Genomic DNA, 24,705 nt, shown 5'->3' with positions numbered 1-24,705 from the left:
ACCGGTCTGCTCAGCGGGCGAGGCTGGCCTCCGGTTCGGGCAACTCCGGGTCCTCGACGGAATCCTTGTTGCTGCCGATGAACAGCCCGAGTACGGCGCCCACCACGCAGACGATCGCGGTGATCCCGAAGATCTCGCCGTACATCATGGCGAACGCCAGCTTCGAATTGTGCGCCGTCGCGGCCATCTTCTCGGCCAGGCTGCCGCCGGGCACCTTGGGTATGCCGGCGAGAATCTGATTGAACCGGTACAGCCCCCACGCTGACAGGGCGGCCATCCCGACCAGCATCCCGGTCATCCGGGCGACCACCACACCGGACGCGGCGATGCCGTGCTCGCGCGGCGGCACCGCGCGCATCACCGCCGATGTCAGCGGCCCGATCACCAGGCCCAGCCCGAAGCCGGCCAGCATCTGGTCGGTGTCCAGCGCGGGCAGCGAGAACAGCCCGAAGAAATCGTGCCGGTAGGCCAGCAGATCGACTGGCCACTTCGAGATCAGCCAGTAGCCGCCGGCCGCGAGCAGCAGGCCGACGAAGGTCACCCCCCGGTCGCCGGCCCGGGTCGCAATCCAGCCGCCGATCAGGGCGCCCACCGGCAGCGCGATCAGAAACCGCAGCAGCAGTCCGGCGGCCTCGTTCTGGGTCATCCCCAGCACGCCCTGCCCGAACAGTTCGACATCGACCAGCGTCACCATCAGCGCCGCGCCGGCACATACCGAGGCGCCCAACGCGGCCAGGAACGGCCCGAATCGGGCGCCGGTCGGGTCGATCAGCTTGGTGCGGGCGAACCGCTCCCAGACCGCGAACAGCAGGGTGGCCACCAGCGCGGCTCCCAGCACCGGCAGCCCCCAGTGGGGCAGCGCCTGCTTGGCGCTGGGTTCGGGGTTGTAGAGGCCGATGACGGCCAGGCCCAGCGCGACCGCCAGCAGCAGCCCGCCGACGACGTCGACGCGTTCGGGCGGAGTCCCGTCGTCGACGGAGTCGGCACGCGACGGCAGGCTGAAGTGGATCATCACCATGGCGATCGCGGTCAGCGGCACATTGATCCAGAACACGTCGCGCCAGTCGCGCAGCGCCCAGACGATGAAGATGCCGTACAGCGGGCCGAGCACGCTGCCCAGCTCCTGGGCCGCGCCGATCCCGCCGAGCACTCCGGCCCGATTGCGTTGCGCCCACAGGTCGGCGCCCAGCGCCAGGGTCACCGGAAGCAGGGCGCCGCTGGCGATGCCCTGGATGGTGCGGCCGACCACCAGCATCGACAGATCCATCGACAACGCGGTCACCACCGAGCCGACCGCGAACGTGGCCAGGCTCACCTGCAGCAGCAGCTTGCGGCCGAACCGGTCGGAGGCTCGGCCCAGCAGCGGCATCGCAGCGATGTAGCCGAGCAGATAACAGGTGATGATCGGGGTCAGCTGCTGGATCTTGTTGATCGGGATCCCGACACCGGCCGGTTGCGGCGCCATGATGTCGCGCATGATCGTGACCACGACATAGGTGTCGAGGGCCCCGAGCAGGACGGCGAGGCTACCTGCGCTGATCGCGAGTCGGCGATTGACCCGCATCACGCTCCTGCCGGCTTCTCAACGGTGACCGCGGCGTTCCAATTCGACAACGTCATCTGGATCGAGTTGCCCGCGCTGGGGTCGAGCTTGGCCTGCACCAGCTGGTGGTCACCGTCTTCTTGGATCCAGACCGTGGCCGGCGTCGAGGCCGTGGCCTTGAGCTGCGGTGCCAGCGCGTTCACCGCGTCGGCGGGCGCATTGCCGGTGACCCGGATCGTCTTCTGGCCGTTGATGGTTTCGCGGCCCGCGGCCTTCTCGTCGGTCAGATTGGCCAGCATGTTGGCCAACCCCTTGTCCGGGCTCAGGATCGCGGCGACGTCATAGACGTTCTCGGCGGCGCCGTAGTTGTCGTAGTCGTCACCGGTGATCGCCGCGTACAGGTCGCCGTCGATCACGATGAACTTGGCGTCGACGTCGCTGCCGAGCATGGTGATCGTGGCGCTGCCCTTGGCCGCGGTGGTCGGCTCGTTGGTCAGATCGCCTTCGAGGGTTTTGACCGGCAGGTTCTTGATCTGGCCGGTCACCGACAGTGCCAGGTGCGCGCTCTTGAGGTCCGCGGTGGTGCTGGCGGACTCCTTGACCAGGGTCGTCGCGTCGGGCAACGGGGCGCCGGAGTCCTTGCTCGAGCAGCCGGCGAACAGGGCGGCGGCGGTGGTGGCGGTGGCCAGGGCGATCAGAAGTCTGCGCATGGGCAACATCGTATAGAGGCCGGCCTGCTGGGACGGCCGAGCACCGACATAGCCTGATGTGATGTTCACCGGAATCGTCGAGGAACTGGGCGAGCTGGTCAGCCGCGACGAGCTGACCGAAGCCGCGCGCCTGGTCATCCACGGCCCCACCGTCGTCTCCGACGCTCGCCACGGTGACTCGATCGCCGTCAACGGGGTGTGCCTGACGGTGGTGGAGGTGCTGCCCGGCGGCCGGTTCTCCGCCGACGTGATGCGCGAGACGCTGGATCGCTCCAGCCTGGGCTCGGTGCAGGTCGGGGGACCGGTGAACCTGGAACGCGCGGCCGCGCTGGGCAGCCGCCTGGGCGGGCACATCGTGCAGGGCCACGTCGACGGCACCGGGCGCGTGCTGGCCCGCACACCCGCACCGCACTGGGAGGTGGTGCGGATTTCGCTGCCGAAGTCGCTGGCCCGCTACGTGGTGGAGAAGGGCTCGATCACCGTCGACGGCATCTCACTGACCGTCGCCGGACTGGGGTGTGACCCGGACGACTTCTTCGAGGTGTCGTTGATCCCGACCACACTGGAGCTGACCACGCTGGGCCGCGCGCCGGTCGGCACGCCGGTCAATCTCGAGGTGGACGTCATCGCCAAATACGTCGAGCGGCTGGTGACAAATCCCGCTGGATGAGTCGGGCGGCAAATCCTGGCCCCGGGGTGGTTCATACTGGATGGGCGGGTTGCGCCGATCGGGCGACCCGGAGACGGCGAACGCAAGGTGGCATAGATGACGAAGTTGGACACCGTCGAGCGGGCGGTTGCCGACATTGCGGCGGGTAAAGCCGTCGTCGTCATCGACGACGAGGACCGGGAGAACGAAGGCGATCTGATCTTCGCCGCCGAGAAGGCCACCCCCGAATTGGTGGCGTTCATGGTGCGCTACACCTCCGGGTATCTGTGCGTGCCACTGGACGGCGCGATCTGCGACCGGCTGGGCCTGCTGCCGATGTACGCGGTGAACCAGGACAAGCACGGCACCGCCTACACCGTCACCGTCGACGCCAAGAACAATGTGGGGACCGGGATTTCGGCCTCGGACCGGGCGACCACGATGCGGCTGCTGGCCGATCCGGGCAGCGCCGCCGACGAATTCACCCGGCCCGGGCACGTGGTGCCGCTGCGCGCCAAGGACGGCGGCGTGCTGCGCCGGCCGGGTCACACCGAGGCCGCGGTCGATCTGGCCCGGATGGCCGGCCTGCAGCCGGCCGGCGCGATCTGCGAGATCGTCAGCCAGAAGGACGAGGGCGCGATGGCCCAGACCGACGAGCTGCGGATCTTCGCCGACGAACACGGCCTGGCGCTGATCTCCATCGCCGACATGATCGAGTGGCGCCGCAAGCACGAGAAGCACATCGAGCGGGTCGCCGAAGCCCGCATCCCGACCCGCCACGGCGAATTCCGTGCGGTCGGCTACACCAGCATCTACGAGGACGTCGAGCACGTCGCGCTGGTGCGCGGTGAGATCGCCGGGCCGCACAATGACGGCGACGACGTGCTGGTCCGGGTGCACTCCGAGTGCCTGACCGGCGACGTCTTCGGCTCCCGGCGCTGCGACTGCGGGCCGCAGCTGGATGCGGCGCTGGCGATGGTGGCCCACGAGGGCCGCGGGGTGGTGCTCTACATGCGTGGCCACGAGGGCCGCGGCATCGGGCTGCTGCACAAGCTGCAGGCCTACCAGCTGCAGGATGCCGGCGACGACACCGTCGACGCCAACCTCAAGCTGGGGTTGCCGGCCGACGCGCGCGACTACGGCATCGGTGCGCAGATCCTGGTGGATCTCGGGGTGCGTTCGATGCGCCTGCTGACCAACAATCCGGCCAAGCGGGTCGGCCTGGACGGCTACGGGCTGCACATCATCGAGCGGGTGCCGCTGCCGGTGCGGGCCAACGCCGAGAACATCCGCTACCTGATGACCAAGCGGGACCGGATGGGCCACGAGCTGACCGGGCTGGAGGACTTCGACGAGGCTTCGCACCTGCCCGGCGAATTCGGCGGGGCGCTGTGAGCGGTACTGGCGTGCCGGACATGCCGGCGCTCGAGGCCTCCGGTGTGCGCTTGGCGATCGTGGCCAGCACCTGGCACACCCGGATCTGTGACGCCCTGCTGGCCGGTGCCCGCCAGGTGGCCGCCGACGCCGGCGTCGCCCAACCCACGGTGGTACGGGTGCTCGGGGCGATAGAGATCCCGGTAGTGGCCCAGGAGGTGGCCCGAAACCACGACGCGGTCGTCGCGCTCGGTGTGGTGATCCGCGGCGGCACACCGCATTTCGACTATGTCTGCGACGCGGTGACCCAGGGCCTGACCCGGGTGTCGCTGGACGCGGCGACACCGGTGGCCAACGGGGTGCTCACCGTCAACGACGAGCAGCAGGCGCTGGATCGCGCCGGGCTGCCCGGTTCGGCCGAGGACAAGGGCGCCCAGGCGGCCGCCGCCGCGCTGAGCACGGCACTGACCCTGCGCGACCTTCGCGCCGCGCTGTGACGGGCCCGTCCGGGTCCCCGCAGTGGGATCTGCAGGTGCGTCCACGGCTGATGCGGATCGGCTTATGGAGCGCCGCGGTCCTGATCGTCGCGATCCACGTCGTGGTGAGCTTTCTTCTGACGATCCGCTCCAGCGGGGTGATCTTTCGTACCTACGACCGGGTGGCCGTCATAGTGCTGGGCATCATCGTGGCCGGCTCGCTACTGCTGTTCGCGCGCGCCCGGGTGCGGGCGGGCGCGTCCGGGGTCTCGGTGCGCAACGCGCTCGGCGATCGGCTGATCCCGTGGGCGCACGTGCTCGGGGTGTCCTTCCCGCCGGGCAAACGCTGGGCCCGGCTGGAGCTGCCCGACGACGAATACATTCCGCTGGTGGCCATCCAGTCCGCCGACAAGGAGCGCGCGGTGCAGGCCATGCGCACCATGCGGGCCCTGATCGCGCGCTACCGGCCGTCTGACGCACCGCCGGACTAGCCTCGTAACCGTGCCAGACCCCGCGACATATCGCCCGGCGCCCGGCTCCATTCCCGTCGAGCCCGGCGTCTACCGATTCGTCGACCCGCACGGCCGGGTCATCTACGTGGGCAAGGCGAAAAGCCTGCGGTCACGGCTCACGTCGTACTTCGCCGACATCGCCGGCCTGCACCCGCGCACCCGCCAGATGGTGACCACCGCCGCCAAGGTGGAGTGGACGGTGGTCAACACCGAGGTCGAGGCGCTGCAGCTGGAATACAACTGGATCAAGGAGTTCGACCCGCGGTTCAACGTCCGCTACCGCGACGACAAGACCTACCCCGTATTGGCGGTCACCTTGAACGAGGAGTACCCGCGGCTGATGGTCTACCGCGGGCCGCGCCGCAAAGGGGTGCGCTACTTCGGGCCGTACTCGCACGCCTGGGCGATCCGCGAAACCCTGGACCTGCTGTTGCGGGTGTTTCCGGCGCGCACCTGCTCGGCCGGGGTGTTCAAGCGCCACCAGCAGATCGGCCGGCCCTGTCTGCTCGGCTACATCGGCAAGTGCTCCGCGCCGTGCATCGGTCGGGTCAGCGCCGAGGAGCACCGGCGGATCGTGGACGACTTCTGCGACTTCCTGGCCGGTAAGACCGACCGGCTGGTCCGCAGCCTCGAACAGCAGATGCTGGCCGCCTCCGATGAACTGGACTTCGAACGCGCCGCGCGGCTGCGCGACGATGTTGCTGCCCTGAAACGAGCCCTGGAGAAGCAGGCCGTGGTGCTCGGCGACGGCACCGACGCCGACGTGGTGGCCTTCGCCGAGGACGAGCTGGAAGCGGCGGTCCAGGTGTTTCACGTGCGCGGCGGCCGGGTGCGCGGGCAGCGCGGCTGGATCGTCGAAAAGCCCGGCGACCCCGGCGATGCCGACAGCTCCCTGGGGCAGCTGGTCGAGCAGTTCGTCACCCAGTTCTACGGCGACCAGGCCGAATTGGAAGGTGCGGCCGATGAGCCGACCAACCCGGTGCCACGCGAGGTGCTGGTGCCCTGTCTGCCGGCCAACGCCGACGAGCTGATCAGCTGGCTGTCGGGCCTGCGGGGTTCGCGGGTGTCGCTGCGGGTACCGTTGCGCGGTGATAAGCGCGCACTGGCCGAGACCGTGGAGCGAAACGCCAAACACGCACTGCAGCAACATAAGCTGAAACGAGCCGGAGATTTCACCGCCAGAACCGCTGCGCTGCAGAACATTCAGGAATCCCTGGGCCTGCCCGACGCACCGCTGCGCATCGAATGCGTGGACATCAGCCATGTGCAGGGCACTGATGTGGTCGGATCCCTGGTGGTGTTCGAGGATGGCTTGCCCCGTAAGTCGGACTACCGCCACTTCGCGATCCGAGAGGCCGCCGGCGAGGGCCGCTCCGACGACGTGGCCTCGATCGCCGAGGTGACCCGCCGCCGGTTCCGTCGCCACCTGGATGCGGAAGTGCTTGCCCCGGAAGGCAAATCACGAAAATTCGCCTACCCGCCGAATCTCTACGTGGTGGACGGTGGCGCTCCGCAGGTCAACGCCGCGGCAGCCGTGCTCGCCGAGCTCGGTATCACCGACGTCGCGACTATCGGGCTGGCCAAGCGCCTGGAGGAAGTGTGGGTGCCCTCAGAGCCGGACCCGATCATCCTGCCGAGGCAAAGCGAAGGCCTGTATCTGCTGCAGCGGATCCGCGACGAAGCGCACCGGTTCGCCATCACCTACCATCGCAGCAAACGGTCCAAGCGGATGACCGCCTCAGTGCTGGATGCGGTACCCGGCCTCGGTGAGCACCGGCGCAAGGTGTTGATCTCGCATTTCGGCTCGGTGGCACGACTGAAAAAGGCTACCGTCGAAGAGCTCACCTCGATCCCGGGAATCGGCGCGGCGACCGCGGCAGCCGTTCTCGAGGCACTGGGGGCCGACGGCGCGACGGGTGCCGCTGAACAGCAACGGATGTCGGGATGACCAGGGAAGCACCGAAGGGCGTGCGGGAGCGCGACATCGCCGGCCCCGGAGACGGCGCCGGTATCGACGTCGTGCTGGTCACCGGGCTGTCCGGCGCCGGGCGCGGCACCGCCGCCAAGGTGCTCGAGGACCTGGGCTGGTACGTCGCCGACAATCTGCCGCCGGACCTGATCACCCGGATGGTGGACCTGGGTTTGGCGGCAGGCTCGCGGATCACCCAGCTGGCGGTGGTGATGGACGTGCGCTCGGCGGGATTCACCGGAGACCTGGACTCGGTACGTAACGAGCTGGCGACGCGAGGCGTCAACCCGCGGGTGCTGTTCATGGACGCCGGCGACGACGTACTGATCCGCCGCTACGAACACAACCGCCGCAGCCACCCGCTGCAGGGCCAGCAGACGCTCACCGAGGGCATCACCGCCGAGCGGGTCATGCTGGCGCCGGTCCGCGCGGTGGCCGACCTGGTCATCGACACCTCGGTGCTCAGCGTGCGCGAGCTGCGCGAGAGCATCGAGGAGATGTTCGGCGGGGACGCCGTCACGGCTCCCACCTCGATCACGGTCGAGTCCTTCGGCTACAAGTACGGCCTGCCGATGGACGCCGACATGGTGATGGACGTGCGGTTCCTGCCCAACCCGCACTGGGTCGACGAACTGCGCCCGCATTCCGGGCAGCATCCGGCGGTGCGCGACTACGTGCTGGGCCAGCCGGGTGCGGACGAATTCCTCGAGGCCTACCATCGGCTGCTGTCTCTGGTGGTGGGCGGCTATCGACGAGAAGGAAAGCGATACATGACCGTGGCCATCGGGTGTACCGGCGGAAAGCACCGCAGTGTCGCCATTGCCGAGGCGCTGGCGAGGCTGTTGGACACCGCCGACGACAACGACGAGCTGTCGGTGCGGGTGCTGCACCGGGATCTGGGCCGCGAATGAGTTGCGCCGGCGACGATGCACAGCGCAGCGATGACAAGGAGCGGCGCAAATGAGCATCGAGCCCGCCCACGGCAACCCGAGCATCGTGGCGCTCGGCGGCGGGCACGGCCTGTACGCGACACTGTCGGCCGCCCGTCGGCTGACGCCGCACGTCACCGCCGTGGTCACCGTCGCCGATGACGGCGGCTCCTCAGGCCGGTTGCGCAGCGAGTTGGATGTGGTGCCGCCGGGGGACCTGCGGATGGCGCTGGCGGCGCTGGCCTCCGACAGTCCCGCCGGGCGGCTGTGGGCGACCATTCTGCAGCACCGGTTCGGCGGCACCGGCGCGCTGGCCGGCCACCCGATCGGCAACCTGCTGCTGGCCGGCCTCAACGAGGTGCTGGCCGACCCGGTGGCCGCACTCGATGAGCTCGGCCGAATGCTCGGCGTCAAAGGGCGGGTGCTGCCGATGTGCCCGATCGCCCTGCAGATCGAAGCCGACGTCTCCGGACTCGACGCCGACCCGCGGCTGTTCGGGGTGATCCGGGGCCAGGTGGCGATCGCGACGACGCCGGGCAAGGTGCGCCGGGTGCGGCTGCTGCCGGGCAATCCACCGGCCACCCGCCAGGCCGTCGACGCCATCATGTCCGCCGACCTGGTGGTGCTGGGGCCGGGATCGTGGTTCACCAGCGTCATCCCGCACCTGCTGGTGCCCGGGCTGGCCGCCGCACTGCAGAACACCACGGCCCGGCGCGCCCTGGTGCTCAACCTGGTCGCCGAACCGGGGGAGACCGCCGGCTTCTCGGTGGAGCGGCACCTGCACGTATTGGCCCAGCATGCCCCCGGTTTCACCGTCGACCACATCATCATCGACGCCGGACGGGTGCCCAGTGAGCGCGAACGTGAGCAGCTGCGTCGGGCTGCGAATCTGTTCGCGGCGGAGGTTCGGTTCGTCGACGTGGCTCGACCTGGTACACCTTTACATGACCCAGGAAAGTTGGCGGCAGCGCTGGACGGGGTTCGGGACGCCGGCGGGTCACCGCTGACGCTCCCGACACCGGTCGCGACGCCGGCCGAGGGCGGGGGCCGGCAAACCGGCGTGAGTGGACCGAGCGGGCTCGGGCCGGGAGGTGACAAGTCGTGGCGATGACGGCTGAAGTCAAGGACGAATTGAGCCGTCTCGTGGTCAGTTCGGTCAATGCCCGCCGCGCCGAGGTCGCGGCGCTGCTGCGCTTCGCCGGCGGGCTGCACATCGTGGCCGGCCGGGTCGTGGTCGAAGCCGAGGTGGACCTGGGCGTCATCGCGCGCCGGCTGCGCAAGGACATCTTCGACCTGTACGGCTACAACGCGATCGTGCATGTGCTGTCGGCCAGCGGGATGCGCAAGAGCACCCGCTACGTGCTGCGGGTCACCAAGGACGGCGAAGCGCTGGCCCGCCAGACCGGCCTGCTGGACCTGCGTGGCCGGCCGGTGCGCGGCCTGCCCGCCCAGGTCGTCGGCGGCAGCGTCGCCGACGCCGAAGCGGCTTGGCGCGGCGCGTTTTTGGCGCACGGATCGCTGACCGAGCCCGGTCGGTCCTCGGCGCTGGAGGTCGGTTGCCCCGGTCCGGAGGCGGCCCTGGCGCTGGTCGGCGCGGCGCGTCGGCTCGGGGTCAGTGCGAAGGCCCGCGAGGTGCGCGGCGCGGACCGAGTGGTGGTGCGCGACGGCGAGGCGATCGGTGCGTTGCTGACCAGGATGGGCGCCCAGGACACCCGGCTGGTCTGGGAGGAGCGGCGGATCCGTCGCGAGGTACGCGCGACCGCCAACCGGCTGGCCAACTTCGACGACGCCAACCTGCGCCGCTCGGCGCGCGCCGCGGTGGCCGCGGCGGCCCGGGTGGAACGCGCGTTGGACATCCTCGGGGACACCGTGCCCGATCATCTGGCCTCGGCCGGCAAGCTGCGGGTGGAGCACCGGCAGGCCTCCCTGGAGGAGCTGGGCCGGCTGGCCGATCCGCCGATGACCAAAGACGCGGTGGCAGGCCGTATTCGGCGGCTGCTGTCGATGGCCGACCGCAAGGCCAAGCAGGACGGTATCCCCGACACCGAGTCGGCGGTCACCCCGGAGCTGCTGGAAGACGCCTGACAGGGCGCTAGGGCTGCGCACGTCGACGAGGTCGTCGATGATGCGAAAGTCGCCCGAGTTGTGGGTAAACAGCGGAACGCCATGCACATTGGCGGTTGCCGCGATTGCGAGATTGATGGCGCGCCGACGCGGCTGCCCGCCGCGGTCGCGCACGGCGGCCGACAGGTGCCCCCATTCTCGGGAGATCGCGACGGTGATGGTCTAGAGGCCGCCCAAAAGCTATCCCCGCTTTATGTCCGACGCTAGAATCTGGAAAGAAAGCGAGGGCGACCTTGGAAAATTCAGAGATACCTCCGGCCGGCTGGTATCCAACTCCAGATGGCGGTAACCGGTATTGGGATGGAGAACAATGGCTCTCGCTACCGGATCCGATGGCCAACTCCGCAATGGCCGATCCACAAGCGAACACGACTACCACGGCCGCCCACAATTCGAACCAAATCATAATCAGGACGGTCACTGCCATCGTCGCAGTCATTTTGGGTGGCGCTGTAATTTTCTACCTCAAAACTACGCATGACACCGCTATGCGAAATGCCGCAATTATCTCGACGCAGCAATCTTCATCTAAAGCGGCAGCAGCGCAAGCAGAACGTAAGCAAGAGGAAGACGACGCGAAGCGTACGGAACGCAGAGAATCCATAAAGACCATCGAGGACAGCGTCAAAGAATTGGCCGAACAACACGTCCAAGATGGACTAATCGACGGGCCGATACTGTCTGTATCGTGCAGTCCAGTCGGCGGATCTACCGATGATCTGACCGCTCAAACTACCATATTTGCATGCTTTGTGGCGAATACAGTAAACGAAGACGGCACACTTGCTGGACCCAAATATCATGCGATGATGAACTGGGATACCGACGAGTTCACCTATGGATACGGACCGCCCCGCTAGTGCCGCTAGTCTGCCCTTAAGTACCGCAAAGAGCATGTGCTCAAGCGGTTTTCAACCTCGGCTGCACTGCGAACGTTTAGGTCGGGCCACTCCAGAAAAATCCAGGCTTGCCACCGGGCGTTCGGCGCCGCCTGACGCTGCGCTGACTTCGCCGCCCCCCGCTCGAGTTTCACCAGGGACAGGTGGTCGGCGATCGCCTGCTCCAACATGCGAAGCCGAACCCTGGGCCCAAGGCGGCCGCACCAACGCCGACAACCTCTACTTCGCCTGCGGCCCCGACCACACCGACACCACCGACGGCCGCCAACACACCACCGTCACCAAAACCGGCCGCCTCGCCTGGACCGACGGCACCAGCCCGCCGCAGATCAACCACGCCCACCACCCCCAAGAACTACTCCACGGCGACCCCGACCCACCCGAGGATGACGTCGCCTGGGTGCGTCGCCAGGTGTGAAAGGCTCCTGCCGTGGCGACCGACAACGCACGGCCCGATCGCCGTCCCACCGTCCCTAGCCGGCTGCTCTACCTCACCGAACCGGCCCGGGCCGCGGTCGACGTCGGATTGCTCACGTCCACGGCACCGCTGCTGTCGCTGCTGCCACGCGGTGACAGCCACCCGGTGCTGGTGTTGCCCGGCCTGGGCGCCGCCGATACTTCGACGCTGGTTCTGAGACGAGTCTTGCGGCGGCTGGGTTACCGGATGCACGGGTGGCGGCTGGGCACCAATCTCGGGCCGACCCCGCGGGTGCTCGACGGAATGGCCTCCCGCGTCGAGGAGTTGACTGATCGCTACCAGGAACCGATGTCGGTGATCGGCTGGAGCCTCGGCGGATTTTATGCACGCCAATTGGCTTGGCGCAGCCCCGAATCCGTCCGCCAGGTGATCACCCTCGGCACACCGGTACGGCTCGCCGCCGGCATGGCACGCCAACGCGGCGCTGCCGGCCGTCCCAGTGACCTGTCCGGCTTTCCACAGTGGCCCCGCTGGTCGCAGTGGGCCCGCTGGTACGGGGACTTCCAGGCCCGGGTGCCCGACGAGCCTGCGCCCGGCGGCGAGGCTGGGCTGCCGGTGCCGACCACCTCGATCTACTCGGTGCTCGACGGCATCGTGGGCTGGCGGGTCTGCCTCACCGACGCCGCGCCGCAAGCGGAGAACATTGGCGTCGCCGCGAGTCACATCGGGTTCGCCTACCATCCCGCGGTCATCTTCGCGATCGCCGACCGGCTGGCACAAGCTACCGGGGTCTGGCGCCCATTCCGGCCGCCGGCGCTGCTGCGCGCGGCCTACACCTGAGCGGACCCGAAACCGCGTCGCGAACATGACGCGTATCGCTATAACTGAACATGCACAAGCCAGGGGAGTGAGGCCAAGATGGGGTTCATCGCACCGACGGTTCCCGATGCGGATCCCGAGACCTGGCGCAGTATGCCGTGGGCCACCCGGGCGCAGATCTGCAGCCGGCACTGGGCCGAACACGGATTCGGCACCCCGTCAGCGATCTATCTGCTGTATCTGCTCAAGATCACGGCCTACGCCGTCGGCGCCGCGGCGGTCATTGCGCTGACCCCGGGCCTGGGCGGGCTGGGCCGGATCACCGAATGGTGGACGCAGCCGATCGTCTACCAGAAGGTCGTCGTCTTCAGCTTGCTGTTCGAGATCCTGGGACTGGGCTGCGGCTCCGGCCCGCTGACCGGACGATTCTGGCCGCCGATCGGCGGATTCCTATACTGGCTGCGGCCCAAGACGATTCGGCTGCCGCCCTGGCCGGGCCGGGTCCCGCTCACCGGCGGCGACACCCGGACCCTGCTCGACGTCGCGCTGTACGCCGCGGTGCTGGCCTCCGGAATCTGGCTGTTGCTCTCGCCCGGGGTCCCGGACACCGGCACCGGCGGCGCCGGCGAGATCGGCCTGATCGACCCGATCCGGGTGGTCCCGATCATCGCGGCACTGGTGCTGCTGGGGCTGCGGGACAAGACGATCTTCCTGGCGGCCCGCGCCGAGCACTACGGGCTGACGTTGCTGGTGTTCTTCTTTCCCTACGTCGACCAGATGGCCGCGTTCAAGCTCATCCTGCTCGGTTTGTGGTGGGGCGCAGCGACCTCCAAGCTCAACCATCACTTCCCGTACGTGGTGGCCGTGATGATGAGCAACAACGCCCTGTTACGGCCCAGGATGTTCACCCGGTTCAAGCACCTGCTCTACCGCGATCACGCCAACGACCTACGGCCCACCCGGATACCGCAACTGATGGCACACGTCGGCGGCACCACCGCCGAATTCATCGTGCCGGCGCTGCTGGTGCTGGTCGCCGGTGATCAGCCCTGGCGGTGGGCCCTGATCGCGTTCATGGTGGTCTTCCACCTCAACATCATCTCCAACCTTCCGATGGGAGTTCCGTTGGAATGGAACGTGTTCTTCATCTTCTCGCTGTTCTATCTCTTCGGCCAGCACGCCGAAATTCAGGTGTACGACCTGCGCTCACCACTGCTGGGGGTCATACTGGTCGCCGGCCTGGTGGTCATGCCGATCGCGGGAAACATGTTTCCCCAACAGATCTCGTTCCTGCCGGCGATGCGTTACTACGCCGGAAACTGGGCCTCGAGCCTGTGGTGCTTCCGCGACGGCGCCGAAGACACCCTCGAGGCGCGCACGGTCAAGAGTTCGGCGCTGGTCATCAACCAGCTCGCCAAGCTCTACGACCGCGCCACCGCCGAACTCGTGGCCGACAAGGTTCCGGGGGCCTTCCGCGCGATGCACCTGCACGGTCGCGCACTCAACGGGCTGCTGCCGCGCGCCATCAAAAACCAAGCCGACTACAGCATCCGCGACGGCGAGATCATCGCCGGCCCGCTGATCGGGTGGAACTTCGGCGAAGGCCACCTGCACAACGAGCAGCTGCTGGCCGCGGTGCAGCGCCGCTGCCACTTCGAAGACGGCGACCTGCGGGTGATCATGCTCGAAGGCCAGCCCATTCACCGCAAGGAACAGGCCTACCGCATCGTCGACGCCAAATCCGGACTGATCGAAGCGGGCTATGTGGCGGTAGCCGACATGCTCAGTCGTCAGCCGTGGCCCGAGCCCGGTGACGAGTTCCCGGTCCGCCGTACCGAAGGACCTGTGGGTTCGGTCACGCATTAGGCTGGCGTCGAATACACCAGCAAACTAGGCGACACGAGGAGAGACCAGTGACGGTCCGGGTAGGCGTGAACGGCTTCGGCCGCATCGGGCGCAACTTCTTCAGGGCATTGGACGCGCAGAAGGCCCAGGGCGCCAATACCGACATCGAGATCGTCGCGGTCAATGACCTGACCGATAACGCCAGCCTGGCGCACCTGCTGAAATTCGACTCCATCCTGGGTCGGCTGCCCCACGACGTCAGCCTCGAGGGCGACGACACCATCGTCGTCGGCAACACCAAGATCAAGGCGCTGGAGGTCAAGGAAGGCCCGGCGGCGCTGCCCTGGGGCGACCTAGGCGTCGACGTCGTCGTCGAGTCCACCGGCATCTTCACCAAGCGCGACAAGGCCCAGGGCCACCTGGACGCCGGCGCCAAGAAGGTGATCATCTCCGCGCCCGCCTCCGATGAGGACATCACCATCGTGCTGGGCGTCAACGACGACAAGTACGACGGCAGCCAGAAGATCATCTCCAACGCCTCGTGCACCACGAACTGCCTGGGGCCGCTGGCCAAGGTGCTCAACGACGAGTTCGGGATCGTCAAGGGCCTGATGACCACCATCCACGCCTACACCCAGGACCAGAACCTGCAGGACGGCCCGCACTCCGACCTGCGCCGGGCGCGGGCGGCCGCGATCAACATCGTGCCGACCTCCACCGGTGCCGCCAAGGCGATCGGCCTGGTGCTGCCGGAGCTGAAGGGCAAGCTGGACGGCTACGCGCTGCGGGTGCCGATCCCCACCGGCTCGGTCACCGACCTGACCGCCGAGCTGAGCAAGTCGGCTTCGATCGCCGACATCAACGCCGCGATGAAGGCCGCCGCCGAGGGACCGATGAAGGGCATCCTGAAGTACTACGACGCCCCGATCGTCTCCAGCGACATCGTCACCGACCCGCACAGCTCGCTGTATGACGCCGGCCTGACCAAGGTGATCGACAACCAGGCCAAGGTGGTCTCCTGGTACGACAACGAGTGGGGCTACTCCAACCGGCTGGTTGACCTGGTCGCCCTCGTCGGCAAGTCCCTGTAAGTCCGGCCGCCGTGACCATCCAGTCTCTGGAAGATCTTCTGGCGCAGGGGGTGAGTGGGCGCGGCGTGCTGGTGCGCAGCGATCTCAACGTCCCCCTCGACCACGGCAACATCACCGATCCGGGCCGGATCACCGCGTCGGTGCCGACGCTGCGCGCGCTGGTCGAGGCCGGCGCCAAGGTGGTGGTGACCGCCCACCTGGGCCGGCCCAAGGGCAAGCCCGACCCGGCGCTGTCGCTGGCGCCGGTCGCGGCCGCGCTCGGCGAACAGCTGGGCCGACACGTTCAGCTGGCCGGTGATGTGGTCGGCACCGATGCGCTGGCCCGCGCCGAAGGCCTCACCGACGGTGACGTGCTGCTGCTGGAGAACATCCGCTTCGACCCGCGGGAGACCAGCAAGGACGACAAGGAGCGCCTCGCGCTGGCCCGGGCGCTGGCCGAGCTGGTCGCCGCACCGGACGGCACGCCGGGGGCATTCGTCTCCGACGGGTTCGGCGTGGTGCACCGCAAGCAGGCCTCGGTCTACGACGTCGCGACCCTGCTGCCGTCGTACGCCGGCAAGCTGGTCGCCGCGGAGATCCAGGTGCTGCAGCAGCTGACCGAGTCCACCGAGCGCCCCTACGCGGTGGTGCTGGGCGGGTCGAAGGTCTCCGACAAGCTGGGCGTGATCAAGTCGCTGGCGACCAAGGCCGACAGCATCGTGATCGGCGGCGGCATGTGCTTCACCTTCCTGGCCGCCCAAGGGCTGCCGGTGGGCACCTCGCTGCTGGAAGCCGACATGGTCGACACCTGCCGGCAGCTGCTGGACGACTACGGCGACGTGCTGCGGCTGCCGGTGGACATCGTGGTCGCCGACAAGTTCGACGCCGCCGCCACCGGCGAACTGGTCGCGGCCGACGCCATCCCGGAGAACAAGATGGGCCTGGACATCGGTCCCGGTTCGGTCGAGCGGTTCGCCGCCCTGCTGTCGAATGCCCGGACCATCTTCTGGAACGGGCCGATGGGGGTGTTCGAGTTCCCGGCGTTCGCCGCCGGCACCAAGGGCGTGGCCGAGGCGATCGCGGCGGCCACCGGCAAGGGCGCGTTCAGCGTGGTCGGCGGCGGGGACTCCGCTGCGGCGGTGCGAGCACTCGGCCTGCCCGAGCGCGGTTTCTCGCACATTTCCACCGGCGGCGGGGCGTCGCTGGAATACCTTGAGGGACAACAACTGCCAGGCCTGCAGGCACTGGAGACCGAAGGGGCGCAATGAGTCGCAAACCGCTGATCGCCGGCAACTGGAAGATGAACCTCAACCACTTCGAGGCGATCGCGCTGGTGCAGAAGGTGGCGTTCTCGCTGCCGGACAAGTACTACGACAAGGTCGATGTGACCGTGCTGCCTCCGTTCACCGACCTGCGCAGCGTGCAGACCCTGGTCGACGGGGACAAGCTGCGGCTGACCTTCGGCGCCCAGGACCTCTCGCAGCATGACTCAGGCGCTTACACCGGCGAGGTCAGCGGGGCGTTCCTGGCCAAGCTGGGCTGCAGCTACGTCGTCGTCGGGCACTCCGAGCGGCGCAGCTACCACGGCGAGGACGACGCGCTGGTGGCGGCCAAGGCGGCCGCCGCCCTCAAGCACGGACTGACCCCGATCGTCTGCATCGGCGAGCACCTGGAGATCCGGGAGGCCGGTAACCATGTCGAGCACTGCCTGGAGCAGTTGCGCGGCTCGCTGGCCGGGCTCAGTGCCGAGCAGATCGGCGCGACCGTCATCGCCTACGAGCCGGTGTGGGCGATCGGCACCGGCCGGGTCGCCGGTGCCGCCGACGCCCAGGAGGTGTGTGCCGCGGTGCGCGCCGAGCTGGGCAAGCTCGCCTCGCCGAAGGTGGCCGAGGCCGTGCGGGTGCTCTACGGCGGCTCGGTCAACGCCAAGAACATCGGTGAACTGATCGGGCAGCCCGACGTGGACGGCGGTCTGGTCGGCGGGGCGTCGCTGGACGGCGAGCAGTTCGCCACCCTGGCGGCGCTGGCGGCCGGCGGGCCCCTTGTCTAGGCGGGCCGTGATGGCCCTGCGTGGCACGGTAGGGTAGCGGCCATGATCTTGACGCTGCAGATCCTCTTGGTGATCACCAGCCTGCTGGTGGTGCTGCTGGTGCTGCTGCACCGCGCCAAGGGTGGCGGCCTGTCGACCCTGTTCGGCGGCGGCGTGCAGTCCAGCCTGTCCGGCTCGACGGTGGTGGAGAAGAACCTCGACCGGCTGACCTACTTCGTCATCGCGATCTGGCTGGTGTCGATCATCGCGGTGGGCCTGCTCATCAAATACGCCTGAACCAGGCGGCGCTTAACGCACCACCCGGTTGCGCATGGCGTTGAACATGCCCCGGACCATGTTCTCGGTCGCGGCCAGCGGCGCCATCGCGGTCTCGCCGACGCTGACGATATCGTCCATCCGGCTGACGATGGTCTCCACCGGTTCGATCAGGGCAACCAGCCGGCGGGCCAGGTCGTCGAGACTGGCCATGGTCTCATCCAGGTGGTCCAGGCCGTCACCGAGGCGTTCGACGGTGGCGTTGAGGCCGGCCAGGGAACTGTTCAAGGCGTTCATCGTGTCGCCCAGGCCGCTCAGGACGTCTTCGAGTTGCCCGACGGTCACGTCGGCGTTCAGCGCCGCCTGCGCCAATGTCTTGAGCCGATTGCGTTCCCCGCCAGTGCCCGAGCCTCTGTCTGCCATGCCGCTCATTATGACGCGACGGCGGGCAGCGCCGAGCGCCGGTCAGCGAGATTGCGCGGGCAGCTGCGCGGCCGCCCCGGCATCGAGCAGCCACACCGTCTCTTCGCGCCCGACGGCCCCGGCCGCCGGCACCGAGACCGGGTCGGCGCCGCCGACCGCGGCGGCCACCGCCTCGGCCTTGGCCTCCCCGGACACCACCAGCCACACCTGGCGGGAGCGCCGGACCGCGGGCAGCGTCAGCGTGATGCGCCGCGGCGGCGGCTTGGGTGAGTCGGGCACCCCGACCACCAGGCGGGTCGTCTCGCGCACCGCGGGGGTATCGGGGAACAGCGAATTGATGTGGCCCTCGGGGCCCATTCCCAACAGGTGCACGTCGAAATCCGGTGCCGGCTGGCCCGGCTCGGCGTTGGCGGCCAGCACCTCCTGGTAGGCCTGCGCGGCGGCCTCGAGGTCGTCGCCGCATTCGCCGTCACTCGCCGGCATGGCGTGCACATTGGCGGCCGGGATGTCGATGCGGCCCAGCAGCGCCTCACGGGCCTGCTTGTCGTTGCGTTCGGCATCGTCGGCCGGGACGAACCGGTCGTCGCCGAAGAACAGGTGCACGCGTGTCCAGTCGATGCGTGCAGCGTGCTCGCCGAGGCGCTTGAGCAGCGCGATACCGCTGCCGCCGCCGGTCAGCACGATCAGCGCGCGGCCCCGGGCGGCGACGGCTGCCTCGATGGCATCGGCCAGCCGGTCACCGGCGGCGGCGATGAGTTCCTCGGTATCGCGGTAGGTCGTTACAGTCACAGATACTCCACTTCCTCGAGGCCGACCAACGCGGCGCCATAGATGGGGTCGGGGTCCAGTCGGCGCAGGTCTTCGGCCAAGCACTCGGCGGTCACCCGGCGCGGCAGCGGAACCAGCGCGTCCGGGCCGGCGGTGCGGCTCAAGGTGGCGATCACCCCGGTCTGGGGCCGGCTCAGCACCACCGTTTCGCTGTCGCGCACCAGCTCGATCTTCAGCTCGCCGACCGCGCGGCGTACCGGCCCATCGATACGACTGGCCAGCCAGCCGGCCAAGATGTCCAGCGCCGGTTCGGTCGACAGTCCCGATACCAGCGCCGAGCGGATCGGCTCATACGGCGGCTGATCCACCGCCGACGCCAGCAGCGCCCGCCAGTAGGTGATGCGACTCCAGGACAGGTCGGTGTCGCCGGCGGTGTAGCCGCCCCGCCGGCCCTTGATCGCCGCCAGCGGATCCGGGCTGTTGGTGGCGTCGGTGATCCGACGCACCGCCAGGGCGCCCAGCGGGTCGACGGCCGGTGCCGACGGCGCGATCTCGGGCCACCACGCGACCACCGGGATGTCGGGCAACAGAAACGGCACCACGACCGCATCGGCGTGGCCGGCGAGCGGGCCCGACAGCCGCAGCACCACCACCTCGCCGGCGCCGGCGTCGCCGAACATCCGCAGCTGGGCGTCCAGGCGGGCATTGCGGGCATCGGTGTCGTCGGTTATCACCACGATCACCCGGCTGGGATGCTCCTGGCTGGCCATATTGGCCGCGGCGATGGACTCGTCGAGCAGCGTGTCGTTCTCGATCGCGATGATCAGGCTCAGCACCCGGCCGGTGGTGGCCGCGCCGACCTGCTCGCGTAACTCGTCGAGCTTCTTGTTGATTGCGTTGGTGGTGGTGTCCGGCAGTTCGACAATCACGGGCGCCGCCATTCCCGCCCGGAGCGCTCCAGCATCTCGAACGACGACCGCGGACCCCAGGTACCGGCCTCATAGGGCTCGGGTCTGCCGTGCTGCTCCCAGTTCTGCAGAACCGGATCGAGTATCTGCCAAGACAATTCGACTTCGGCGTTGACCGGGAACAGCGACGGCTCACCGAGCAGCACGTCGAGAATCAGCCGTTCGTAGGCTTCCGGTGAATCCTCGGAGAACGCCGAGCCGTAGGAGAAATCCATGTTGACGTCGCGGACTTCCATGAGATGGCCGGGCACCTTGGATCCGAATCGCAGGGTGATCCCCTCGTCGGGCTGCACCCGGATCACCAGGGCGTTCTTGCCCAGCTCATCGGTCATGGTGGCGTCGAACGGCAGGTGCGGCGCCTGCTTGAACACCAGCGCGATCTCGGTGACACGACGCCCCAGTCGCTTGCCGCTGCGCAGATAGAACGGCACCCCGGCCCAACGCCGGGTGTCGACCTCCAGCGTGATGGCCGCATAGGTCTCGGTGCGGGAGTCCGCGGCGAACCCCTCCTCCTCGAGCAGACCGACGACGTGCTCGCCGCCCTGCCAGCCGGCCGTGTACTGCCCGCGGGAGGTGGTTTCATCCAGCGGCAGCGCCAGTTTGGTCGCCGAGAGCACCTTGATCTTCTCGGCCTGCAGCTCGGCGGGGGAGAAGCTCACCGGCTCCTCCATGGCGGTCAGGGCAAGCAACTGCAGCAGGTGGTTCTGAATCACATCGCGGGCGGCGCCGATGCCGTCGTAGTAGCCGGCCCGCCCCCCCAGGCCGATGTCTTCGGCCATGGTGATCTGCACATGGTCGACGTAGTGCGCGTTCCAGATCGGGTCGAACAGCTGGTTGGCGAACCGCAGCGCCAGGATGTTCTGGACCGTCTCCTTGCCCAGGTAGTGGTCGATGCGAAACACCGACTCCTCCGGGAAGACGCTGTTGACCACGCTGTTGAGCTCGACCGCGCTGGAGAGGTCGTGACCGAACGGCTTTTCGATCACCACCCGGCTCCAGCGGCCCTCCCGCGGGCGGGCCAGCCCGCTGGCGTGCAGCTTCTCGCACACCACCGGGAACGCGTCGGGCGGGATCGACAGATAGAAGGCGTGGTTGCCGCCGGTGCCGCGCTCGGCGTCCAGCTTCTCCAGCGTCTCGGCCAGCTGGGCGAAAGCGGCATCATCGTCGAAGGTGCCTGTCACGAAACGGAACCCGGCAGCCAACCGGTCCCACACGACCTGACGGAACGGTGTCCGGGCGTGCTGCTTGACGGCCTGGTAGACGACGTCGACGAAATCCTGGTCGGCCCAGTCCCGGCGAGCGAAGCCGACCAGGGCGAATGTCGGAGGCAGCAGCCCGCGGTTGGCCAAGTCATAGATGGCCGGCATCAGCTTGCGCCGGGCCAGGTCGCCGGTCACCCCGAAGATCACCACGCCGCACGGGCCGGCGATCTGAGGCAGGCGCTTGTCCCGCTTGTCCCGCAGGGGGTTGCGCCACCCCGCGGCACTGCTTCGCGCTGCGCCTGCGCCCACCATCAGGTCACTTGGCGGCGTCGAGCTGCGACGCGGTGGCGTCCAGCAGTTCTCCCCAGGAGACCTCGAACTTGTCCACGCCCTCGTTCTCCAGCACCAGGAACACGTCGGTCAGATCGATGCCCACCGCCGAGAGTTGGTCGAAGACCTGCTGGGCCGATGAAGCGGTACCGGCGATGGTGTTGCCGGTGACATCGCCGTGGTCGGCCACCGCCTCTATCGTCGCCTCCGGCATGGTGTTGACGGTGTGCGGGGCCACCAACTCGGTGACGTACAGGGTGTCCGGGTAGTCCGGGTTCTTGACCCCGGTCGAGGCCCACAGCGGGCGCTGCACCCGGGCGCCGTGCGCCGCCAACGCCGCGAAGCGCTCACCGGCGAAGACCTCCTCGTAGGCGGCGTAGGCCAGTCGGGCGTTGGCCACGCCGGCCTTTCCGCGCAGCGCCAGGGCGTCCGCCGAACCGATCTTCTCGAGCCGGCTGTCCACCTCGGTGTCCACCCGGGAGACGAAGAACGACGCCACCGAATGGATCTTGGCCAGATCGTGCCCGGCGGCCTTGGCCGCTTCCAGGCCGGCCAGGTAGGCGTCCATCACCTCTCGGTGCCGCTCGACGGAGAAGATCAGCGTGACGTTGACCGAGATGCCTTCGGCCAGCACCGCGGTGATGGCCGGCAGTCCGGCCTTGGTGGCCGGGATCTTGATGAACAGGTTGGGCCGGTCGACGATCTTCCACAGCTCGACGGCCTGCGCGACGGTCTTGTCGGTGTCATGGGCCAGGCGGGGGTCGACTTCGATCGACACCCGGCCGTCGACGCCGTCGGAGGCCTCCCACGCCTTGGTCAACACGTCACACGCGTTGCGCACGTCGTCGGTGGTGACAGTGCGGATCACCGCGTCGACGTCGGCGCCGCGCGCGGCCAGTTCGGCCAGCTGCTTGTCGTAGGCATGGCCCTTCTCCAGGGCCTTCTGGAAGATGGTCGGGTTGGTGGTCACCCCGACGACGCTGCGGGTGGCGACCAGCTCGGCCAGGTTGCCCGACGTCAGCCGGTCGCGGGACAGATCGTCGAGCCACACCGATACGCCGGCGGCGCTCAGAGCGGCGAGCCTTTCGTTCTGAGTCATGTTGCGCTCCTTCTCAATCGGCCGTCATGCGGCCACGGTTTGCTTCATCGCTCCAGGGTTCGTTCGGCGGCGGCGACGACGGCCTCCGGAGTGAAACCGAATTCACGGAACAGCGTCTTGTGGTCGGCGGACTCGCCGTAGTGCTCGATCGAGACGATTTCCCCGGTGTCACCTACCAGTTTATGCCAGCACTGCGCGACACCGGCTTCCACCGCGACACGCGCCGACACCGCGGGCGGCAGTACCGCGTCGCGATACTCGACCGGCTGCGACTCGAACCACTCCAGACAGGTCATCGACACCACGCGGGCAGTGATGCCCTTGTCCGCCAACAGCTTCTGTGCTGCCACGGCGAGCTGTACCTCCGACCCGGTGGCGATCAGCACCACGTCGGGCCGCTCGGTGCCGGGATCGCCGAGCACATAACCGCCGCGCGCGACCCCCTCGGGGTCGGTGCCCTCCAGGATCGGCAGGCCCTGACGCGTCAGGATCAGCCCGACCGGTCCGCTGTCCGCGCCGCGGGCCAGCACGGTGCGCCAGGCGTAAGCGGTCTCATTGGCATCGGCCGGACGCACCACCGACAGCTGGGGGATGGCACGCAGCGCCGCCAAGTGCTCGATCGGCTGGTGGGTGGGGCCGTCTTCGCCCAGGCCGATCGAATCGTGGGTCCACACATAGATGGTGTCGATGTCCATCAACGCGGCCAGCCGCACCGCCGGCCGCATGTAGTCGGAGAACTGCAGGAAGGTGCCGCCGTAGGCGCGGGTCGGGCCGTGCAGCACGATGCCCGACAGTATCGAGCCCATCGCGTGCTCGCGGACCCCGAAGTGCAGGGTGCGCCCGTACGGGTCGGCGGTGTAGTCCTTGGTGGAGATCGACGCCGGGCCGAACGACTTGACATTGTCCATCGTGGTGTTGTTGCTGCCCGCCAGATCGGCTGAGCCGCCCCACAATTCGGGAAGCTTCGGCCCCACCGCATTGAGCACCTTGCCGGACGCGGCGCGGGTCGCGATCTCCTTGGAGCCGGGCTCCCAGTACGGCAGGTCGGCGTCCCAGCCGTCCGGCAGCTCACCAGCGGTCAACCGGTCCAGCAGTGCCTTGCGCTCCGGCTCCCGGGCCGCCCATGACTCGAACTGGGCCTGCCACTCGTCCCGCGCCGCCTTGCCGCGGCCCACCAGCCCGCGGGTGTGGGTGATCACGTCCTCGCGAACGTCGAAGGACTTGTCCGGGTCGAATCCGAGCGCGGACTTGGTGGCGGCCACCTCGTCGTCGCCGAGTGCCGCGCCGTGCGCCTTGCCGGTGTTCATCAGATTCGGCGCCGGATAGCCGATGATCGTGCGCAGCTCGATGAACGAGGGCCGGTCGGTGACGGCCTTCGCCTTGGCGATGGCCTCCTCGATGCCGGTCACGTTCTCGCCGCCCTCGACTCGCTGCACGTGCCAGCCGTAGGCCTCATAGCGGGCCGCGGTGTCCTCGCACAGCGCGATGTTGGTGTCGTCTTCGATGGAGATCTTGTTGTGGTCGTAGAACACGATCAGGTTGCCCAGCTGCTGGACCGCGGCCAGCGACGACGCCTCACTGGTGACGCCCTCTTCGATGTCGCCGTCCGAGGCGATCACGTAGATGTAGTGATCGAACGGGCTCTGGCCGGGGGCCGTGTCGGGGTCGAACAGCCCGCGCTCGTAGCGGGCGGCCATCGCCATCCCGACCGCGGAGGCCAGACCCTGCCCCAGCGGACCGGTGGTGATCTCCACCCCCTTGGTGTGGCGGAACTCCGGGTGCCCCGGCGTCTTGGAACCCCAGGTCCGCAGCGACTCAATGTCGGACAGCTCCAGCCCGAAACCGCCCAGGTAGAGCTGGATGTAGAGCGTCAGACTCGAATGCCCGCAGGACAGGATGAACCGGTCGCGGCCCAGCCAGTGCGTGTCGGAGGGGTCGTGGCGCATCACCCGCTGGAACAGGGTGTACGCCAGCGGCGCCAGGCTCATCGCGGTGCCGGGGTGGCCGTTGCCGACCTTCTGCACCGCATCGGCGGCCAGCACCCGGGCGGTGTCGACGGCGACCGAGTCGATCTCGGCCCAGTCGTCGGGGTGGTGGGCTTGGGTGAGGGCGGAGATCTCTGCAGCAGTGGTCACGAACGTGAAGTCCTCATCTTCGGGATGTGTTTAGGCAAGCCTGGTTGGTTCTCACCCTAGTGGGGGGCCGGGTAGTGTTGCAGGTCCGGTCGCCGTGTGTATTACCCATGAATCGACCCTGCGATTCGGTCGACCCGG

23 protein-coding genes and 1 pseudogene are annotated in these 24,705 nt (G+C 68.4%); 16 read left to right on the top strand and 8 right to left on the bottom strand.

Features of this window, described 5'->3' with window-relative positions; translation table 11 throughout:
- Positions 1–10: 10 nt before the first annotated feature.
- Both A5648_RS00970 and A5648_RS00965 read right to left on the bottom strand, forming a co-directional pair.
- Positions 11–1,564 carry an MFS transporter gene (locus A5648_RS00970; RefSeq protein ID WP_065022744.1) on the bottom strand — a complete coding sequence of 518 codons (1,554 nt, stop codon included), beginning with the start codon at positions 1,562–1,564 and terminating at the stop codon, positions 11–13.
- A complete protein-coding gene (locus A5648_RS00965; RefSeq protein WP_065022743.1) occupies positions 1,564–2,262 on the bottom strand; it encodes an LppX_LprAFG lipoprotein in 699 nt (232 codons plus the stop codon). Before A5648_RS00965 ends, A5648_RS00970 begins: the two co-directional genes overlap by 1 nt.
- A 52-nt stretch (positions 2,263–2,314) precedes the next feature.
- Between A5648_RS00965 and A5648_RS00960 the strand changes: the two genes are divergently transcribed.
- The 16 genes and pseudogenes from A5648_RS00960 to secG all read left to right on the top strand — a co-directional run bounded on the left by A5648_RS00960 (position 2,315) and on the right by secG (position 17,663).
- Entirely contained in the window at positions 2,315–2,923 is a 609-nt protein-coding gene (locus A5648_RS00960; protein WP_065022742.1) for a riboflavin synthase, read from the top strand.
- A gap of 96 nt (positions 2,924–3,019) precedes the next feature.
- Positions 3,020–4,297, top strand: coding sequence for a bifunctional 3,4-dihydroxy-2-butanone-4-phosphate synthase/GTP cyclohydrolase II (locus A5648_RS00955; RefSeq protein WP_065022741.1), 1,278 nt, complete (start codon positions 3,020–3,022; stop codon positions 4,295–4,297).
- Positions 4,298–4,317: 20 nt separating this feature from the next.
- The gene (ribH, locus tag A5648_RS00950) at positions 4,318–4,773 is read left to right on the top strand and encodes a 6,7-dimethyl-8-ribityllumazine synthase (protein WP_064853961.1); all 456 of its coding nucleotides are present in this window, start codon (positions 4,318–4,320) and stop codon (positions 4,771–4,773) included.
- Entirely contained in the window at positions 4,770–5,243 is a 474-nt protein-coding gene (locus A5648_RS00945) for a PH domain-containing protein (RefSeq protein ID WP_428844295.1), read from the top strand. Before ribH ends, A5648_RS00945 begins: the two co-directional genes overlap by 4 nt.
- 10 nt (positions 5,244–5,253) lie before the next feature.
- Entirely contained in the window at positions 5,254–7,212 is a 1,959-nt protein-coding gene (uvrC, locus tag A5648_RS00940) for an excinuclease ABC subunit UvrC (RefSeq protein WP_065022740.1), read from the top strand.
- Positions 7,209–8,144, top strand: coding sequence for an RNase adapter RapZ (rapZ, locus tag A5648_RS00935; protein WP_065022739.1), 936 nt, complete (start codon positions 7,209–7,211; stop codon positions 8,142–8,144). Before uvrC ends, rapZ begins: the two co-directional genes overlap by 4 nt.
- A gap of 49 nt (positions 8,145–8,193) precedes the next feature.
- Positions 8,194–9,273 (top strand): YvcK family protein, encoded by a 1,080-nt coding sequence (locus tag A5648_RS00930; protein ID WP_064853900.1) that lies wholly within the window; start codon positions 8,194–8,196, stop codon positions 9,271–9,273.
- Positions 9,270–10,247, top strand: a complete 978-nt coding sequence (gene whiA, locus A5648_RS00925; RefSeq protein WP_082966263.1) for a DNA-binding protein WhiA — start codon at positions 9,270–9,272, stop codon at positions 10,245–10,247. The genes A5648_RS00930 and whiA overlap by 4 nt, the downstream gene beginning before the upstream one ends.
- 272 nt (positions 10,248–10,519) lie before the next feature.
- Positions 10,520–11,146, top strand: coding sequence for a DUF2510 domain-containing protein (locus tag A5648_RS22235; RefSeq protein WP_082966262.1), 627 nt, complete (start codon positions 10,520–10,522; stop codon positions 11,144–11,146).
- 196 nt (positions 11,147–11,342) lie between these two features.
- Positions 11,343–11,603: pseudogene (locus tag A5648_RS24275) on the top strand (HNH nuclease); the annotation flags it as partial.
- 12 nt (positions 11,604–11,615) lie between these two features.
- Positions 11,616–12,443, top strand: a complete 828-nt coding sequence (locus A5648_RS00915) for an alpha/beta hydrolase (RefSeq protein WP_207511557.1) — start codon at positions 11,616–11,618, stop codon at positions 12,441–12,443.
- 78 nt (positions 12,444–12,521) lie between these two features.
- Positions 12,522–14,288 carry a DUF3556 domain-containing protein gene (locus A5648_RS00910; RefSeq protein WP_065022736.1) on the top strand — a complete coding sequence of 589 codons (1,767 nt, stop codon included), beginning with the start codon at positions 12,522–12,524 and terminating at the stop codon, positions 14,286–14,288.
- Between the two features lie 47 nt (positions 14,289–14,335).
- Positions 14,336–15,358 (top strand): type I glyceraldehyde-3-phosphate dehydrogenase, encoded by a 1,023-nt coding sequence (gap, locus tag A5648_RS00905; protein ID WP_064853896.1) that lies wholly within the window; start codon positions 14,336–14,338, stop codon positions 15,356–15,358.
- Between the two features lie 11 nt (positions 15,359–15,369).
- A complete protein-coding gene (locus A5648_RS00900; protein WP_065022735.1) occupies positions 15,370–16,605 on the top strand; it encodes a phosphoglycerate kinase in 1,236 nt (411 codons plus the stop codon).
- Positions 16,602–17,387 (top strand): triose-phosphate isomerase, encoded by a 786-nt coding sequence (tpiA, locus tag A5648_RS00895; protein WP_065022734.1) that lies wholly within the window; start codon positions 16,602–16,604, stop codon positions 17,385–17,387. The genes A5648_RS00900 and tpiA overlap by 4 nt, the downstream gene beginning before the upstream one ends.
- Positions 17,388–17,429: 42 nt before the next feature.
- Positions 17,430–17,663, top strand: coding sequence for a preprotein translocase subunit SecG (secG, locus tag A5648_RS00890; RefSeq protein WP_064853893.1), 234 nt, complete (start codon positions 17,430–17,432; stop codon positions 17,661–17,663).
- A 12-nt stretch (positions 17,664–17,675) separates the two neighbouring features.
- On the opposite strand, the gene A5648_RS00885 is transcribed toward secG, so the two are convergent.
- From A5648_RS00885 to tkt, 6 genes are read right to left on the bottom strand one after another with little or no spacing between them, the layout of a single operon-like run.
- Positions 17,676–18,074: an ATPase gene (locus A5648_RS00885; RefSeq protein WP_065022733.1), complete on the bottom strand. Its 399-nt coding sequence runs from the start codon at positions 18,072–18,074 to the stop codon at positions 17,676–17,678.
- A gap of 33 nt (positions 18,075–18,107) precedes the next feature.
- Positions 18,108–18,854, bottom strand: a complete 747-nt coding sequence (gene pgl, locus A5648_RS00880) for a 6-phosphogluconolactonase (RefSeq protein ID WP_065022732.1) — start codon at positions 18,852–18,854, stop codon at positions 18,108–18,110.
- The gene (gene opcA, locus A5648_RS00875) at positions 18,851–19,762 is read right to left on the bottom strand and encodes a glucose-6-phosphate dehydrogenase assembly protein OpcA (protein ID WP_065022794.1); all 912 of its coding nucleotides are present in this window, start codon (positions 19,760–19,762) and stop codon (positions 18,851–18,853) included. The genes pgl and opcA overlap by 4 nt, the downstream gene beginning before the upstream one ends.
- The gene (gene zwf / locus A5648_RS00870) at positions 19,759–21,315 is read right to left on the bottom strand and encodes a glucose-6-phosphate dehydrogenase (RefSeq protein WP_065022731.1); all 1,557 of its coding nucleotides are present in this window, start codon (positions 21,313–21,315) and stop codon (positions 19,759–19,761) included. The genes opcA and zwf overlap by 4 nt, the downstream gene beginning before the upstream one ends.
- Positions 21,316–21,319: 4 nt before the next feature.
- Entirely contained in the window at positions 21,320–22,432 is a 1,113-nt protein-coding gene (gene tal, locus A5648_RS00865; RefSeq protein WP_065022730.1) for a transaldolase, read from the bottom strand.
- Between the two features lie 44 nt (positions 22,433–22,476).
- Positions 22,477–24,567, bottom strand: a complete 2,091-nt coding sequence (gene tkt / locus A5648_RS00860; protein WP_065022729.1) for a transketolase — start codon at positions 24,565–24,567, stop codon at positions 22,477–22,479.
- Between the last annotated feature and the right edge of the window lie 138 nt (positions 24,568–24,705).

The sequence above is a fragment of the Mycolicibacter sinensis genome, assembly GCF_001673565.1.
In the GTDB taxonomy this organism is placed as follows: Bacteria; Actinomycetota; Actinomycetes; order Mycobacteriales; family Mycobacteriaceae; genus Mycobacterium; species Mycobacterium sinense_C.
This window is presented reverse-complemented; position numbering and strand designations above follow the sequence as displayed.

What these genes read in the sequence shown, in the direction of transcription:
- A5648_RS00885 (WP_065022733.1), bottom strand. Translation starts at nt 18,074, where the DNA reads ATGAGCGGCATGGCAGACAGAGGCTCGGGCACTGGCGGGGAACGCAAT.
- rapZ (WP_065022739.1), top strand. Translation starts at nt 7,209, where the DNA reads ATGACCAGGGAAGCACCGAAGGGCGTGCGGGAGCGCGACATCGCCGGC.
- secG (WP_064853893.1), top strand. Translation starts at nt 17,430, where the DNA reads ATGATCTTGACGCTGCAGATCCTCTTGGTGATCACCAGCCTGCTGGTG.
- whiA (WP_082966263.1), top strand. Translation starts at nt 9,270, where the DNA reads ATGACGGCTGAAGTCAAGGACGAATTGAGCCGTCTCGTGGTCAGTTCG.
- A5648_RS00965 (WP_065022743.1), bottom strand. Translation starts at nt 2,262, where the DNA reads ATGTTGCCCATGCGCAGACTTCTGATCGCCCTGGCCACCGCCACCACC.
- tpiA (WP_065022734.1), top strand. Translation starts at nt 16,602, where the DNA reads ATGAGTCGCAAACCGCTGATCGCCGGCAACTGGAAGATGAACCTCAAC.
- tal (WP_065022730.1), bottom strand. Translation starts at nt 22,432, where the DNA reads ATGACTCAGAACGAAAGGCTCGCCGCTCTGAGCGCCGCCGGCGTATCG.
- A5648_RS00930 (WP_064853900.1), top strand. Translation starts at nt 8,194, where the DNA reads ATGAGCATCGAGCCCGCCCACGGCAACCCGAGCATCGTGGCGCTCGGC.
- zwf (WP_065022731.1), bottom strand. Translation starts at nt 21,315, where the DNA reads ATGGTGGGCGCAGGCGCAGCGCGAAGCAGTGCCGCGGGGTGGCGCAAC.
- A5648_RS00970 (WP_065022744.1), bottom strand. Translation starts at nt 1,564, where the DNA reads ATGCGGGTCAATCGCCGACTCGCGATCAGCGCAGGTAGCCTCGCCGTC.
- A5648_RS00960 (WP_065022742.1), top strand. Translation starts at nt 2,315, where the DNA reads ATGTTCACCGGAATCGTCGAGGAACTGGGCGAGCTGGTCAGCCGCGAC.
- A5648_RS00910 (WP_065022736.1), top strand. Translation starts at nt 12,522, where the DNA reads ATGGGGTTCATCGCACCGACGGTTCCCGATGCGGATCCCGAGACCTGG.
- A5648_RS00955 (WP_065022741.1), top strand. Translation starts at nt 3,020, where the DNA reads ATGACGAAGTTGGACACCGTCGAGCGGGCGGTTGCCGACATTGCGGCG.
- ribH (WP_064853961.1), top strand. Translation starts at nt 4,318, where the DNA reads ATGCCGGCGCTCGAGGCCTCCGGTGTGCGCTTGGCGATCGTGGCCAGC.